The sequence below is a fragment of the uncultured Varibaculum sp. genome, assembly GCF_902489465.1.
In the GTDB taxonomy this organism is placed as follows: Bacteria; Actinomycetota; Actinomycetes; order Actinomycetales; family Actinomycetaceae; genus Varibaculum.
The window spans coordinates 1-15,542 of the sequence record NZ_CABTZZ010000041.1 but is presented as its reverse complement, the minus strand read 5'-3'; the positions used below and the strand labels follow the sequence as shown (position 1 = coordinate 15,542).

Genomic DNA, 15,542 nt, shown 5'->3' with positions numbered 1-15,542 from the left:
CCCCCGAAACGCAAATAAGAAACTGCTAAACCGGGTTACCTAGATGTTCCTCCAAGCAATACCACTGCCAGGAAGATCGAAGCTTTCCTCGCGACCTCCAGGCAAATACACTACCGTTGATTGCGGATCCTCGGTGTTGTTGATGACGCAGTACTTTCCGGCCTTAACGAACTCTGCCACCTCACAATGCGGATTAGAAGAACTCCAGGCAGCATATTTTTCCTCGTTATGAGAAGCGAAGAACAAGACCCGCTCCAACAAACGAGCATTAGCAGCCGAATAGGGAAGGCCGGAAATATAAACCCCGCGACCCTTACCGTACTCGTTAGCTGCCAATTGCACCTGCCCGTCCTCAGCGCAAATCAAAGTGGTGTCTTCACTGATGGGGAAAGTATTTTGAACCGGTTCGCCGAAATCAATCGCCGCCCCCTTATCCAAATCAGCGGTCACGAAATGCTCAGAAACGACCTCGGGGAAATACTTATCGACCGAAAGAGTGTGGTAGCGTTCCTCGTCAATGCCGAGCACATCAGCTAACTGGAAGAAACGGCCAGGACGTTCACTAGAAGCCGGCTGCCCAACCCCCACAAAAGCGCCCCCCTGGCGTACCCAGGAGCGAATAATGGAAACCAGGCGACCATCATTCCAAACGTCCCCGCCAGTAAACGCAGTATTGTAAGGACCGGCGTTAATCAGTACGTCAATATCGCTGGCAATCCCCTCGCTCAGCACGTCCTCGAAACTGATAAACCGGACATTAACCCGCATCCCGGACAGTGCTTCCAAAATGCCGTAATAGGAATGGTTGTATTTATTAGGGAGGGCGTGTGCCACCGTAAATGCTTGCCAAGAACGCATCTTGCCCCAGGCATTCACAATCGCCACATTCAAAATCCCTTGAGCAGGTTCACTGTCGGTTTGCTCGTGAATATCGCGGAACTCGTTAGCAATATCGGTTACCGTGTCCACAAACTTCGGGAATTTGGCGGCCAAGCTCAAATAACCGCCATAACCCATGCGGGCAATCGGGCTACGCAAAATCGCGCGCCGTGCCTTCCGCCAGTTATCCAAGGCTTCAATACTGGGGTCATTACCCTCATAGAAAGTATCGGGGAAGAAATAGGGGAGGAAACGACCCTCGGTGTATTTAACCCCGGGAATATCAGAAATCATGCGGGTGGTAGTGCCATCCCCAATCGAACCCACCACTGCATCTAAACCGAGCTTTTCAAAGCCATCACGATATGGCTCGGTGCCTAGCCACTGATCCCCCAAGAACATCATGGCCTCTTTACCGGCATCATGAGTATCTTTGACCATGGTTTTTACGTTTTCATGCACGAAATCAGAGACGAAATCAATCCAATCTAGCTGCGCCTTGCTGGGGATACAGAAAGTCGAATTATAGGTTCCACCATTTACGAAATCTTCAGGGCGAATCGGGTATCCCTTGGCTTTTTCAAACTCGGCCAAAGCCTCGGGTGACACGGTTGCCGCATAGCCAAACCAGTCCACAATTTTTTCCCGATGTTTTTCATCAAAAACCAGGGTGAACTGGTAAAAGAAAGTGGTAAAACGTACCACATCGGTTTGGGGATTATCCTTTAGCCACTTGCGGAAAGTATCCATCACGAACTGGTGGGTTTCGGGGTTACGAATATCGAAAGGAATCTCGTGTTCTTTGTCCCCCCAATCGTTGGTCAGGTGGTTATACATTTCCACCGGATCCCAAATGATATAAGCCAGGAAAGTAACCGTGTACTCGTGCATCGGCTGGGCATCAGAAATCTTCACTACCTGCAAGGTGAAATCGACATCCCAGTTGCCAGGATCAACAACCTCACCGGTGGTACGGTCAATAACTTCCCAGTATTTCTTCGGATCTGCATCCTGGTTAGCCAGCAACTGTTCGCTATAGAAACGTTGCATATAGGGAATAGAAACTGAATCATCTTCCGCTAGTACCCGCTGCGACAGTAGGTAAATCTGCGGGGTCTGCTCCATATGTTTACTTATGAACTCGTTATGTCCACGGGTAGGGAAATATGCGGAATAGATTTTTTTCCCGAGTTTCAGCACGTCCTCGTCAAGGTGCGTACCATCGGCGTTACGGATGGCGTCAGCGCCCCATAGTTCGCCGATACGTGCGGTTTCTTCTGCAAAGTTTTCTTCACTAGGGAGAGTAAAACGACCGGTTGTCATCTTTTTCTTTCTGGTAGTGGCTGGAGAATAAATGATTGTTTTAGGTAGCTATCAAGCACTTAATTATAAGGTTTGCTAACTTTATTACATATCGAAAATGCAGGGGAAAATTACATCACGACCAGGCGGTATCCCATACCGCGTACGGTCACGATACGTTCTGAACCAATCTTGCGGCGCAGGTAGCGCACATATACATCCACCACATTAGAACCGGGATCGAAATCGTAGCCCCAAACCATATCTAGCAACTGAGAACGAGAAAGAACCTGGTCAGGGTGTTCCATGAAGGCTTGTAGCATAGTGAACTCGCGGGCTGATAGCTCCACTGGTTCCCCGTCAATGCTGGCGCAGCGGGTACGCAAATCCAGGTGAAGTCCCCCAACATTGATTTGCACCATATTAGAGGGGTCATCCGAGGTGGCATTCTTTAGACGTAGCCGGATTCGGGCTAATAGCTCCTCGAAACGGAAAGGCTTCGACATGTAGTCATCGGCGCCCTGTTCTAGACCAGAAACTGTATCCTCTACCGAAGAGCGGGCAGTGAGCACAATAATCGGTAAAGTGGCTCCCTGTCCGCGAATCTGCTCTAATACTTCGAAACCGTCCATATCGGGAAGGCCGATATCGAGGACGATTAGGGAATAATCGCCACCCAGAGCCCCCGAGATCGCGTCTGCGCCTTTGTCGACTACAGTCACGTTATATCCGGCGGAAGTAAGTCCTTTAGCGACAAAAGAGGAGATGCCGGGCTCGTCCTCTACCACCAAAATACTGGTCATGTTTTATTCTCCTTGTAATTCATCTTTGCAATCATCATTTGATATCGGCAGGCTGATATTAAAGACCGAACCAACTGAAAGTGCGGATCGGACTTGCAGGATTCCCCCATGGGCTTGAGCTATGGCGTTGACGATGGAAAGCCCCAGACCGGACCCCGCATAGGAATGATTGACCCGCATGAAACGGCTAAAGATTTGCTCTTGATCTTTCGGGTCAATGCCGATTCCTTGATCCCGTACCCACAGGTTGAGACGGTGGGTGCCTTCCACCGGGGGAACTTGCGATAGCATTTGCAGGCTGGGAGCGGTAATCGTGTCTGCGGGCACCGGATTACCTTGCTGATCCAATAGGGGTTGCTGATAATCAATCCCCGCCCCCAAAGCAATTACGGTGCCGGGGGTAGCGAACTTCGAAGCATTTTGAGCGAGGGCGAGTAGTGCTTGCTGCAGGCGTTGGGGATCAGCGGTGGTGGGGACGATGGTGAGGTTATCGATTCGCCAGTTGAAATTGCCCAATTGGGTGGCATTTTCGAAGGCATCCATCAGTAAATCACCGATATCTACCCGTTCGGGACGGATAAAGTCGGGGCGATCGCTCTTGGCAACGGTGATCAGATCTTCGGTGAGCCGGTGCATTCGCGATAGTTCTTCTAAAGCCAGTTCGCGGGTGCGGGCAGTTTCTTGAGGGTCGCCAGGGTTTAGCAGTTCTAGATGCCCGCGAACCACCGTTATGGGGGTGCGCAGCTCATGCCCCACATCATTTAGCAGGTCGCGCTGCTCGTCGAAACTGGACTGCAGGCGGGCAATCATCGAGTTCATCTGGCGGGTAACATCTGCTAGGTCATCATCACCTTCTACCGGTAAACGCTTGGTTAGATCCTGTTCACTGGTAATAGACGCCATCAAATTGCGCAACCTGCCAATAGGGGCAAGTAGTGACTGGGAGGCGCGTACATTTACCAGACCCACCAGGGCTAATACCAAGAAGGAAATGCCGGCGAACAATAATAGTTGGGTTTGAGTCGGGGTAATATCGGCCGAATAGTTTGAGACGATCGCCAACAGGGCATCATCAGTGTCGGCTGCGCTAATCGGCACCATTCCCACCGCGTAGGTGGCCTGATCGGTGCGGATCATAAACATTCTGGCAGAGTTGATGTCGGAATAACTAGCTAGTTTTGCCAAAAGTTGCGCATCTTGATGGGCGGCGGAATCGCGCGCACCTTTTTGCTCAATTAATTTCCCGGCAGAGAATCCCAACAAACTACCGTTGTAGGGCGCATCTTCGGCAGCGATGAACTTACTTAAGGCATCTTTGGCTGAAACTATTCCTCCATTGGATTTGCCGCTTTCGGCTTTCACGAAAGTGCGCAGATCATTGGTGATTAGCTCGGTCTGAGAACGTTCGGTATGGGAGATTTGAATTATTCCACTGACCAGCATAATCAGCCCTACGATCGTCAGTGCGAATCCGGAAATCAATACCGAATGTATCAGCATCCGGTTCCGCAGGTTAGTAATCCGCAGCTTAGGGGAATTGCTCTGAGGCTGGATGGTTTTTTCTACTACTCGTCGCGGACGGCTTTGATAGGCGGCGCGCTCCGTAGAGGGCGCTGGGGTAGTTGCTACGGCCGGCAGGGACAGGGAAAGCGGGGCAGGTGGAGCTGCGTTGGCAGGGTTAAGGATCTGTGGCAGGGGCTGATCCCCAGGTAATTGCACGGTGGAACGGGGCTGACTAGCCGCCCGTGTAGGGGGAGCCGGAACTGGAGAAAAACTAGAGTTTCCGGGATAACTATTACCCGGGTAGCTGAGTTTCTCGCTCATGGCTGTCCCCCCTTATCGGAGGGGGGAGCGCTGGGGGAAAGCTGCGGTGATTGTTGGGTAGCAACCGGAATCTGGGGTTCAAAGTTAACTGCCGGCCCCAGATCATAGACTCCGTTTAACACCATAGCCCGCGTTCCGATTAAAACCGCAAGACAAAGGGCAGTACAAACAATTGCCACTGCTGCAAACTTGCGCACTTCGCCGCCCTCTCCTGTGATAGCCGTACGGTTGGGGACGTCCAGGTGCCCCTCTCTAATCATTATAGATTATAGAGAGGGTAGTAAGGACAACCTATTTTGCTTGATTAAGAAAATCGACTATACGGCCAACGCCTTCTTCTAGATCCTCGTCGCTCAACGCGTAGGAAAGCCGGAAGAAACCGGAAGGGCCGAAGGCCTCACCAGGAACCACCGCCACTTCGACTTTGCGGAGCATCAAATCAGCCAATTCGGCCGAAGTCTGCGGAGTCTCGCCCGCGATTTCGCGTCCCAAAATACGTTCTACACTGGGGTAACAGTAAAAAGCGCCATGCGGCATAGGAACTTCGAGGTCGGGAACCTGGCGTAGTAGCTCTACCATCCGTTGACGCCGCCGATCGAAGACCTCTCGCATCTGCTGAACTTTATCGAGAGGGCCGCTCACTGCAGCTAATGCCGCCCGCTGCGCGATATTTGAGACGTTTCCGGTGGTGTGGGACTGGAAAGCGGCGCAGGCTTTGATTACATCCGGCGGAGCTATCATCCAACCTACTCGCCAACCGGTCATGGCATAGGTTTTGGCTACCCCGTTTAACACCAGGGTTTGTTTCGCCAGTTCCGGAACCAGTTTTACAATATGTTCGACATGAATCCCGTCGTAGATCAGGTGCTCGTAGATCTCGTCAGTAATTACCCAAATCCCGTTGTCTAATGCCCACTGTCCAATAGCTTTTAGTTCATTCGCGTCATAGACCGCGCCAGTGGGGTTAGAGGGGCTGACTACTAAAAGAGCTTTAGTCTTCTCAGTTTTAGCGGCATCTAGCTGCGCGACCGTCACCTTATAGTGCTGATCTGCACCAGCCATTACCGGAACCGGAACCCCGCCGGCGATCTTGATAACTTCTGGGTAAGTCGTCCAATAGGGGGTGGGCATTAGGACTTCGTCGCCGACCTCTACTATGGCCGAGAAAGCCTCGAAAACTGCCTGTTTGCCACCGTTAGTAACAATGATTTCGGTATTGGGGTCTACTTCGTAGCCAGAATCCCGCAGGGTCTTTTGAGCGATTGCTTCCCGTAACTGGGGTAAACCTTTCCCCGGGCTGTAATGATGCATCACGGGATCCGCGCAAGCAGCCTGTGCAGCCTCAACAATATAGTCAGGGGTAGAAAAGTTGGGTTCTCCGGCGCCAAATCCGATTACCGGGCGCCCCTGAGCTTTGAGTTCTTTCGCGGCCGCATCTACCGCCAAAGTAGCGGAAGGAGATATTTGTGCGAGACGATTCGAGATTCTGTGTTCTAGCGGTTTGTGCATAGTCCTATTTTGCCACGCCTGGCTAGTGTTTAGTTGTTAAGACCAGAATTTGTAGGCAATTGTGTCTGGTGTGGTTCCGGTAGTGGCCGTTAGCTTGCCTAGGGGAGTCAAAATATGCGTTTTTCCCCACTATGTGCCTGTAGGTTGGACGCGACCAGTAAAACCCCATAAACTTATTGAGCACCACATTTGGTCAGCCGTATGGCTGGAAGGGCAGTGGCGCAATTGGTAGCGCAACGGTCTCCAAAACCGTAGGTTGTGGGTTCGAGTCCCGCCTGCCCTGCAAATTTGAAACCTGTGCCGGGCCCGGTACAGGAAGAAATAGGGGCTTCGACGGGAGCCCAAGACAGCAAGTGAGGAAACGATCTTGGCACCTAACGAGGGCGCAGCCTCCGTAGAGGCAGACGCAAAAACGACGAAAAATGGTTTTTGGGGTCGCATCGTGCAGTTTGTGCGACAGGTCATTGCCGAATTAAAAAAGGTTGTTTGGCCCACCCGGGATGAACTCACCACTTTCTTTGTGGTTGTGATCGTGTTTGTACTGGCAATGATGGCCTTTTCTGGAGTTGTCGACGTCATCACCGCCTGGCTAGTAACCAAGGTCTTTGGCGGTTAATTAAGGAGCAAGAATTGCAAACAGGCAATAAGGAGCAGGAAGAAAAAACTGTGAGCAACGATCCCGTATTCTCCTCAGAGGCAGGTGCCTCCGCTGAAGTGAGTGCACAGGCTGCAGATAATGAGCAACAGGTGGCAGCGGAAACAGAGGCCGGGGTAGAAAACACCCCAGAAGAGACGTCCGCTCCTGCTGAGGAAGCTTCTCCCGAACCAGCAACCGTTCCCGCGCAGATAGAGCTTACGGATACCCCCCAAGATCAAGAGCTCGCCCCCTCGGCTACTGCGGAAGAGCTTTCTAAGGCTGAACAAGACAAGTTGCGCGAGGAGCTAGAGTTTCTGCCTGGCTACTGGTATGTTCTGCATACCTATTCCGGATATGAGCGGCGGGTGAAAGCCAATCTGGAACAGCGAATCGTTACTTTCAATATGGAAGATCAGATCTACCAGATTGAAGTACCGATGGAAAAAGTCGTCCAGGTGAAATCCACTGAACGTAAAGTGGTGGATCGGGTACGGATTCCCGGTTACGCCCTGGTGCGGATGGAAGCAGTCGAGGACGCCCCCGATGCTTGGCGGGTAGTTAAGGACACGCCCGCGGTCACCGGATTTGTGGGTGATTCGCAGCATCCGATGCCGCTGACCGAGGACGAAGTAGTTTCCATGTTGGCGCCTACTCCTGCCTCCATTAAGGCTGCGGAGCTACAGGATGAGCGCGCCAGCCAGGCCAAGCAGCCGGAACAGCCAGTTATTGAGGTTGATTTCGAGGTCGGAGAGAACGTAACTGTTACCGACGGCCCGTTTGCGACTATGCCGGCTACCATTTCAGAGATCATGCCTGACCAGCAGAAACTTAAAGTTCTGGTGGTTATCTTTGATCGAGAGACTCCGGTAGAGCTTGGATTTAACCAGGTAGCAAAGATTTAATTGCTCACAGTGAGTAGTCCTAATTGGTTGTAAGGACGGGTGCGCCCTTAGAATGGACGACTGTGCTGGTAGTTTTTCTACGGAAAAATTGCCAGACCGCAAAGAGTTTCCGGCAACCGCCGGGAAAGTAGAATCAAGAAATTATATTGAGAAGGACCCTATATGCCTGCCAAGAATAAAAAGGTAATCGGCCTGATCAAGTTACAGATCGAGGCCGGTGCTGCAAACCCGGCGCCTCCAGTAGGCCCCGCGCTTTCGCAGCACCAGGTAAATATCATGGAGTTCTGCAAGGCCTACAATGCGGCTACGCAGGATCAACGCGGGAACGTGATCCCGGTAGAAATCAGTGTCTACGAAGATCACTCCTTTGACTTTGTTCTCAAGTCCCCGCCGGCTGCCCAGCTGATTAAGAAAGCTGCTGGGATCGCCAAGGGCTCTGGTACTCCGAACACCAATAAGGTGGCGAAGCTGACCATGGATCAGGTTAAAGAGATTGCCGAGCAAAAGAAGGATGACCTGAACGCGAATGATATCGATGCGGCCGCAAAGATTATCGCGGGAACGGCTCGTTCAATGGGAGTTGTCGTCGAGGGCTAACCCGGCGAACAATCAAAAAAAAGACTATTAACCGTGGAGGGGAATGTGCGCCCTCACCACAACCTGCAAGGAGAAAAGCAGATGAAAAAGCACTCGAAGGCCTTTAACCAGGCTGCTGAAAAAGTTCATAAGGATCGTCTCTACCAACCGCTAGAGGCTTTCCGCTTGGCCAAAGAAATTTCTTCCACCAAGTTCGATTCCACCGTTGACGCGGTTTTCCGGCTCACGGTAGATCCGCGCAAATCGGATCAGATGATCCGGGGTACCGTTTCTTTGCCTAATGGCACTGGTAAGACCGTTAGGGTCCTGGTTTTTGCCAATAGCCCCAAGGACAAGGAAGCGTTAGACGCTGGAGCCGACGAAGCCGGCGGCGATGAGCTGATCGAAAAAGTGCAAGGTGGGTACTTGGACTTTGATGTGGCGGTAGCTACCCCGGACATGATGGGTAAAGTGGGACGCCTCGGTCGCGTCCTCGGCCCGCGTGGCCTGATGCCGAACCCTCGTACCGGCACCGTCACTATGGATGTTGCTAAGGCAGTTAAAGAGATCAAGGGTGGCCGTATCGACTTTCGGGTTGATAAGCACTCTAACTTGCACGTGGTGTTAGGTAAGAGCTCTTTCGATGCGGAGAAGCTGGCAGAGAACTACCAGGCAGTTCTGGATGAGATCCTGCGTCTGCGTCCGGCAGCCCTAAAGGGGCTGTACATCAAGAAGATCGCCGTTTCTACTTCGATGGGACCGTCCATCCCCTTGGATACCTCGCTAACTAAAGATTTAGCGACTGACGATCCTCGCTAGGAATCCTATTGTCCGCCTTTGGGCTGCCCGCCTTTGGGCGTAGATAATATAGCTGAAAATTAAAGGGATCCCGCCGATGGAAATATCCACCGGCGGGATCCCTTTTCTGCTTTTCGCGGATTAGCACCAGAAATGGGGGCTGGCTCGGTAAAAGCACTCCGGGGACCCGATGAGCCTCGCAAAGCTCGGCTCAAGCCCCGTTCGTATCTTTTACCGGCCGCGCGCCCCTAGGTGGGAAAATCGTCCGAAGTAACAGCTATCAAAGGTGCTCCGGCGGCGGCCTAGATCATAATGGCTGCGGCAATTTGATTATCGATACTGTAGCGGCTGTCCTTGATCACCACGATGCACATTTTGCGTTTACGGGAAATAACCGTGATTTCTTGGCCACTGTAGCACCCTAAGCGAAACAGAAAACTATCCATGTCCGGGTCATCAGTAGCTATATCTTTGACGATATAGGTTCGACCTTCGATAGCTTCCAGAAGATTCATTCGTCCCTTAGTCTGGCAGGCTTGCTTTGTCTGGCACGCTAGTGACAGTGACATTTCGGTTCACCTGCCTGGTTAGTGATACCTACTATTTGCAGATTATGACGGTTTTCTGGGCTTGGTGCAACCTCGGGGTTAAAAGTGCAGGAGGAGGAAATCGGGCAACCGATACATTTGGTACCTTTGCGCTTCTCTTTGACGATATAGGTGATGGCTCCACTGACAATCGCCACCAGCGCCAGGCTGGCAATAACGGTACTCAATTCGCTTCCTCTTTCTTAGGCGGCTTTCTGCACTTGCTGATGTAGGTTGTATTGAGCGGAGAAATTGGCGTGAATCTGCCGGGAGATTAGGGTAATCACCCCGGCCATTATGGCTACTGCCAGTAGCCCCGGGAAGAATCCGGCAGCCAGGTGCCCGTACACCACCAGCGTTCCCACCTGATTTACCAGGAAGGCAATGGTGTAACCGGTGCAGAACTGCAATCCGATGGCGCTCCACAACCAGCGACGATCGCGCATTTCTGAGTTCATGGCGCCGATAGCGGCAAAGCAGGGCGGAGTGTACAGGTTAAAGAACAGGTAGGCGAGCGCGCTTACCGAGGTAAGTCCCATAGTGGCAGCAACGGTGTTGGCTCCACCAGTCATTGCTAGTTCATCGGTATCAATAAAGCGGGTCAGACCGTATACCACCGCCAAGGTGCCGACTACGTTTTCTTTGGCGATAAACCCGGTGACCGCCGCCGCTGCCAGCTGCCAGGTTCCAAAACCTAACGGAATGAGCAAGAAGGAGAAGGGGGTAGCAATAGAAGCCAGGATCGAAGTGTTTTCCGCACCCTCTTCGACTACTTGCAAACTCCAGTTGAAGGTTTGCATAAGTTGCACTACCAGGTTACACACCAAAATGATGGTAGCGGCTTTAATAATGTAGGCTTTGGCTCGTTCTAGCATCGACAAGGTGGCATTCCACAGGGAAGGAACCCGGTAACGAGGTAGTTCCATGATGAAGAAAGTTTTCCGGAACTTGTGTCCGGTGACCATTTTCACCAGTAGTGCCCCCAGGAAAATCAGACACAGCCCTACAAAGTAGCTAACCCAACTCACCCAAGCAGAACCTGCGAAGAAGGCTCCACCAAATAGCGCGATAACCGGGATTTTTGCTCCACAGGGAATGAAGGAAGCCAGCATCGCGGTGGCGCGTCGTTCGCGTTCATCTCGGATAGTTCGGCAGCTCATAATCCCGGGGATGGCGCAACCGGTGCTGATTACGATGGGGATAACGGATTTACCGGATAGACCCACCCGCTTGAAGATGGGATCCAGAACGGCGCTTACCCGCGCCATATATCCGGATTCCTCTAAGAGTGCCAGCAGGAAGTACATCACCATCACTAGCGGGAGGAATCCGATTACCGCGCCTACCCCTCCAATGAGGCCGTCGGCAATAATCGTACGTAAGAGGGCGGGAGAATCCGCCATTTGTTCGCTGACCCAGTCTTGGAAGGCTTCGATCCAGCCGACTAACCACTCGGCGATAAGGGGGCCAAGATAAGTTTGAGAAACCGCAAATACCGCCCACATTATCGCCGCGAAGATCGCTATCCCCGCAAATTTGTTGGTTAGTACCGCGTCTAAAGTGTCTTGGCGGGTGTGAGCAGCCACTTTTACCGCCCGGGTTTCTACCGTGTCCACTATGGAGTCGACGAACTGGTAGCGGCGCCGATCTTCTTTATCTACTGCCTGCTTATCGGTGAGATCAATATCTGCTTGCAGGTAAGGGGCTTTTTGCTCCTGACCTTCCTGACTAAAAACTGCGCGCAGAACCTGATCCAACCCGTTGTTTTCTTTCGCAGTGGAAACAGTAGGTACTACTGGGCATCCCAGTTCGTTTTGCAGCTTCTGGGCATCAATCTGGGTATGTTCCTTATCGTTAATATCGCTCTTATTGAGGGCGACTACCACCGGAACCCCTAACTCCAACAGTTGGGTAGTAAAGAATAGCGAGCGGCGCAGATTAGTGGCATCAACAATATTGACAATAGCGTCCGGGTTGGCGTCATGAACGTATTTACTGGTTATGGTTTCTTCTGGGGTAAAGGGGGACATGGAGTAGGCACCGGGAAGGTCTACTGCCGTGGCCTCGCGTCCTCCACTTAGTCCTGTTTTTAGGTTTGCCTCAGCTTGTCCTACGGTGACTCCGCCCCAGTTGCCCACTTTGGCTTTTTGACCGGTTATAGCATTAAACATAGTGGTCTTACCGCTATTAGGATTGCCGGCGAAAGCGATTCTCATAACCCAGTCCTCTCGTGAATTCGTAATATTAATTCGGGAACTTATGTTCACCTAACTAATTACGACAATAGTCATTGTAAGGTAAACCTTACTAGGACGTAAAGCCCGGGATGCGTCTTAGGTAGTAAAAAACTTAGCGCCAGCAAGCAGAGGGATTTTGGGTATTAACCCGGGATTTTAGTGAATTACTTTCCTGAATCCTGTAGAGAACCTTTTTGTTCTGGCAAGCTCAAAGCCACGCAGGTAAGTTTGCGTTCGCCCTCATCCTGCCAAGTGGTTGCGGTAGGGGACAGCGGGTATAAATCCCACTTGGAATCGCGATAGCTGGTTCCCACAAAACTTTCGAACTCGCGGGCGCACTCTTTAAGTGCCAAGTCATAAAGCTGTTTTTCTCCCGGGTAAGGGCTTCCCGACAGCTTCTTTATTCCCACCACTTGGGAGTTGTGGGAGTGTTGGCAATCTACTTGTTCTACCTGCCCCGCGGGTTGGGCTCCGGTGAGTACTTCCTCGGGCATATTGAAACAGTCGCCAACTTTAAGATCAGAGGTCGCAACGGGTTGCGAAGCGCATCCGCTCAAGAAACCACAGCTCGCCACAGCGAGGGCGCACAAAACGGCAATACGCAGCCTGAGTTGCGGAAACGGAAAAGCATTCATCACTTTTACAGATTAGCCCCTAATAGGGGAAAATCGCGTGCACCAGGAAATAGCTTAGCGCCCCAATTAGACCCGCACCCGGTAAAGTTAACACCCAGGCAGTGGCGATGTTTCCGGCTACTCCCCAACGCACTGCAGAAAGCCGCTTAGTGGCACCAACCCCCATAATCGCGGAGGATACCGACTGGGTAGTGGAAATTGGAGCCTGCCAAACAAACGCGGTCAAATAGAGAATGGTAGCGGAAGTGGCTTCTGCTACGAAGCCGTGGGCGGGAGTAACGTCAATAACTTTCGATCCCAAGGTGTGCATGATTCGCCCACCGCCGAAGTAGGTTCCCAGAGATATCGCACCCGCAGCAGCTAGTTTTACCCAAAAAGGAATCTGCATGGAGCCATCGGCATCAGTAGCATGATAGCCGGCCGCTAGCAGCGCCATGGTAATAATTCCCATGGTTTTTTGGGCGTCTTGCAGACCGTGACCCAGCGCCATCGCTGCTGCCGAAAAACGCTGCATAAAGCGGAAGTTGTTCATAGTGCGGTGATAGGAGGCATTTTGCAAGGCAGAAAGCAGGAAACGCATCACGAAGTAGGCGGTAAAAAATCCCACCAAAGGAGAAACCACCATGGGGATAAGCACGTGACTAACAATTCCCATCCAATGCACCGTTATGGCAGCTGCCAACCCCACACCCGCCATACCGCCAATCAAGGCGTGAGAGGAAGAAGACGGCAAGCCAAAATACCAGGTAATAATGTTCCAGACAATCGCCCCCACGAGGGCAGCCAAAATGATTACCAGCCCGTGTTGCCGATCCGCCTCTAAGGTCGAATCAGTGAAATGGGAAATGTCAATGATTCCGTTACCGATGGTTTGGGCTACGCCGGTTCCCAGCATCGCTCCGATAATGTTCATTATCGCTGCCATTAACAGAGCAGCTTTAGGACGCATAGAGCGGGTAGAAACACAGGTGGCTATGGCATTGGCGGCATCATGAAAGCCATTGGTGAAATCGAAAATCAAAGCAATGGCGACGACTGCTATCACCAAGGCCAAGGTGGTATTCACGAGTTATGACTCCTTGATATAGATAGCCTCAACCGCGTTGGCTAAGGTTTCAAAGGAATCACACGCGGTTTCTAGCGACTCGATTACGTCCTTTATCTTGATTACGTAGATAGGGTCAGTTTCGGAAGCAAATATTTCTGCCAGCATTTTCCGGTACTGTTTGTCGCCTTTGTTCTCTAGGCTGTTAATGTGCACCGTGAAATCTTTAAGGTCGCGTTCTCCCCGCAGCTTGGGGATGGCGAGCGCAGTTTCCTGAGCGCATTCACGCAAAATTTTTGCCTGCTTTTCCAGTCGCCGAGGAATATCCTGAATCTCGTAGAGGACGATTAAATCCCCGGCTTCGTCAATCCCGTCCATGCAATCATCCAAGGCGCCGGTTAGCAGGGAGATATCTTCCCGATCCATGGGGGTAACGAAAGTTGCATTCAGCATACTCATGGTGCGGTGAGTAATAACGTCGGAGTCATGCTCTAGATCATGAAGTTGCGCACGTAGATCCTTGCGTTCCTCCAGAGAATCAACCTGGGTAATTTTCAACAATAGTTCGGATGCGGCTTCTAAGTTATGTGCCGCTTTCGTGAATAGGTCGAAGAAATCTTCTTCTTTCTGCTTCTTCTTGAACAGCATTCGTGCCTCCTTGGCGAAGAACCATCCGCCTTTAGAGTATCCAACTTTTGTTCGTAATCTAAAATTCTACTTCCGTTAACTTTTTGGGGAAATAAATCTGGCTTTAACTGCATAAATACTAACGAGAGGTGGTGGAATATCTGGGGCGTTGCTGGCCAAGGGGCGGTAATCAAATGGGAGTTTAAGCACCGGATAACCGGCGATGTTGGTAGGGAGCTAATAACTTAAGGTGAAAGGCGGACTAACGGCCTAAATAGAGTGACAGATGCCCAAAATTGTTTCCTTAGGAAAACGGGTAAGTAAGTTCAGGGTAATAGGACAGGAAAATCCGGAAAGATTACCATAAATTATGGCTTCTTATTAGAGAACGGCAATGCTAAATTGGTTGATATATAACGACAGATAGCTAGATGAAATGATGCCAGTTTTCCCTCCGACTATGTGATGAGGTAGCCGTGAAACGCACAGGAAGTAACAATAACGGTCAAAATGTTGATCTGACCACTGCGGATAATGACATTCAGCCCAGTCAGCTAGCTGCTGCTCATCATGGCAACACCGGCACTGCTCCTAGTGAAAGTGGCAAAGTTTCGGCTTTTAATAGGCGTACCCTGGGGATAGCCTCAGTTCTGGGGCTACTGTTCGCGTCCTTGCTGGCGGGGGCTCTATTTTTTACGTCCGCAGATGATTCTGCCTCCCCGGCTCCCAATTTTGCTGCTAAAACTGTTTCAGAAAAAACCACATTTACATTTTCCAAGTCCCAGCCAGCTGAGTTTTCCACCGCTAGTAGTCTTATTCGTTCAGTGCTAGATCCTGCTGATATTTCCAGTAGCCAAAAGACAAATAGGACGCTGTCAGCGGCCAGCAATCAGAAAAGTGCTTACACCTTTGCGGCTCAACCTAGCTCGACCGACAGTGCGCGCTCGCAATGCTTGGGCGCTGCCTGTGCGTCCCCGCGCCGCGCCCCGGTAGACGCAGATACCGGTACAAAGGTGCGGTTGTTTAAGTTGGGGGTTGCAGATTCTGCGCTTGTGAAAACCTGTACGGTTCGTAATCGTGTTTGTACTGCTAAGGATGGTGATCTTGTTGGTGGCGCTAAGTTTGCCTTGTATAAGGGTAGTAGAGTCGATGAGGCTAATAAGGTTGGGGATTATACCGTT

Annotated in this window: 16 protein-coding genes and 1 tRNA gene; 6 read left to right on the top strand and 11 right to left on the bottom strand. The window is 51.4% G+C overall.

All coding sequences use genetic code 11. The features are described from left to right. Positions 1-39 precede the first annotated feature (39 nt). The 5 genes from gnpA to RDM26_RS07255 all read right to left on the bottom strand — a co-directional run bounded on the left by gnpA (position 40) and on the right by RDM26_RS07255 (position 6,317). Positions 40-2,202, bottom strand: a complete 2,163-nt coding sequence (gene gnpA, locus RDM26_RS07275; protein WP_307738314.1) for a 1,3-beta-galactosyl-N-acetylhexosamine phosphorylase — start codon at positions 2,200-2,202, stop codon at positions 40-42. Positions 2,203-2,312: 110 nt separating this feature from the next. Beyond that, entirely contained in the window at positions 2,313-2,984 is a 672-nt protein-coding gene (locus tag RDM26_RS07270) for a response regulator (RefSeq protein WP_307738313.1), read from the bottom strand. A 3-nt stretch (positions 2,985-2,987) separates the two neighbouring features. Next, complete coding sequence (locus tag RDM26_RS07265) at positions 2,988-4,808, bottom strand: ATP-binding protein (protein ID WP_307738312.1); 1,821 nt, start codon at positions 4,806-4,808, stop codon at positions 2,988-2,990. Continuing rightward, positions 4,805-5,005 carry a hypothetical protein gene (locus RDM26_RS07260; RefSeq protein ID WP_307738311.1) on the bottom strand — a complete coding sequence of 67 codons (201 nt, stop codon included), beginning with the start codon at positions 5,003-5,005 and terminating at the stop codon, positions 4,805-4,807. Before RDM26_RS07260 ends, RDM26_RS07265 begins: the two co-directional genes overlap by 4 nt. Before the next feature lie 94 nt (positions 5,006-5,099). Continuing rightward, on the bottom strand, positions 5,100-6,317 hold the full coding sequence (locus tag RDM26_RS07255; protein WP_307738310.1) for an aminotransferase class I/II-fold pyridoxal phosphate-dependent enzyme: 1,218 nt from the start codon (positions 6,315-6,317) through the stop codon (positions 5,100-5,102). Positions 6,318-6,527: 210 nt separating this feature from the next. Here RDM26_RS07255 and RDM26_RS07250 point away from each other — a divergent pair. The 5 genes from RDM26_RS07250 to rplA all read left to right on the top strand — a co-directional run bounded on the left by RDM26_RS07250 (position 6,528) and on the right by rplA (position 9,251). Beyond that, a tRNA-Trp gene (locus tag RDM26_RS07250) sits at positions 6,528-6,600 on the top strand. Positions 6,601-6,684: 84 nt separating this feature from the next. Then, the gene (secE, locus tag RDM26_RS07245; RefSeq protein ID WP_307738309.1) at positions 6,685-6,933 is read left to right on the top strand and encodes a preprotein translocase subunit SecE; all 249 of its coding nucleotides are present in this window, start codon (positions 6,685-6,687) and stop codon (positions 6,931-6,933) included. Positions 6,934-7,031: 98 nt separating this feature from the next. Next, a complete protein-coding gene (gene nusG, locus RDM26_RS07240) occupies positions 7,032-7,856 on the top strand; it encodes a transcription termination/antitermination protein NusG (RefSeq protein WP_374041830.1) in 825 nt (274 codons plus the stop codon). Positions 7,857-8,018: 162 nt separating this feature from the next. Next, the gene (rplK, locus tag RDM26_RS07235; protein ID WP_307738307.1) at positions 8,019-8,453 is read left to right on the top strand and encodes a 50S ribosomal protein L11; all 435 of its coding nucleotides are present in this window, start codon (positions 8,019-8,021) and stop codon (positions 8,451-8,453) included. An 81-nt stretch (positions 8,454-8,534) separates the two neighbouring features. Further along, positions 8,535-9,251, top strand: coding sequence for a 50S ribosomal protein L1 (gene rplA / locus RDM26_RS07230; protein WP_307738306.1), 717 nt, complete (start codon positions 8,535-8,537; stop codon positions 9,249-9,251). A gap of 281 nt (positions 9,252-9,532) precedes the next feature. Here the strand turns inward: rplA and RDM26_RS07225 are convergent, their stop codons facing one another. The 6 genes from RDM26_RS07225 to RDM26_RS07200 form a co-directional block, all read right to left on the bottom strand. Beyond that, complete coding sequence (locus RDM26_RS07225) at positions 9,533-9,799, bottom strand: FeoA domain-containing protein (RefSeq protein ID WP_307738305.1); 267 nt, start codon at positions 9,797-9,799, stop codon at positions 9,533-9,535. Next, entirely contained in the window at positions 9,784-10,005 is a 222-nt protein-coding gene (locus RDM26_RS07220) for a FeoB-associated Cys-rich membrane protein (protein ID WP_307738304.1), read from the bottom strand. Before RDM26_RS07220 ends, RDM26_RS07225 begins: the two co-directional genes overlap by 16 nt. A gap of 15 nt (positions 10,006-10,020) precedes the next feature. Then, the gene (locus RDM26_RS07215) at positions 10,021-12,033 is read right to left on the bottom strand and encodes a FeoB small GTPase domain-containing protein (RefSeq protein ID WP_307738303.1); all 2,013 of its coding nucleotides are present in this window, start codon (positions 12,031-12,033) and stop codon (positions 10,021-10,023) included. 185 nt (positions 12,034-12,218) lie between these two features. Beyond that, positions 12,219-12,611, bottom strand: a complete 393-nt coding sequence (locus RDM26_RS07210; RefSeq protein ID WP_307738302.1) for a septum formation family protein — start codon at positions 12,609-12,611, stop codon at positions 12,219-12,221. 97 nt (positions 12,612-12,708) lie between these two features. Next, positions 12,709-13,755, bottom strand: a complete 1,047-nt coding sequence (locus tag RDM26_RS07205; RefSeq protein ID WP_307738301.1) for an inorganic phosphate transporter — start codon at positions 13,753-13,755, stop codon at positions 12,709-12,711. A 3-nt stretch (positions 13,756-13,758) separates the two neighbouring features. Then, a complete protein-coding gene (locus tag RDM26_RS07200) occupies positions 13,759-14,382 on the bottom strand; it encodes a DUF47 family protein (RefSeq protein WP_307738300.1) in 624 nt (207 codons plus the stop codon). Positions 14,383-14,837: 455 nt separating this feature from the next. On the opposite strand from RDM26_RS07200, the gene RDM26_RS07195 reads away from it, so the two are divergent. After that, positions 14,838-15,542, top strand: a 705-nt coding sequence (locus tag RDM26_RS07195) for a hypothetical protein (RefSeq protein ID WP_307738299.1), incomplete at its 3' end; no start/stop codon positions are given.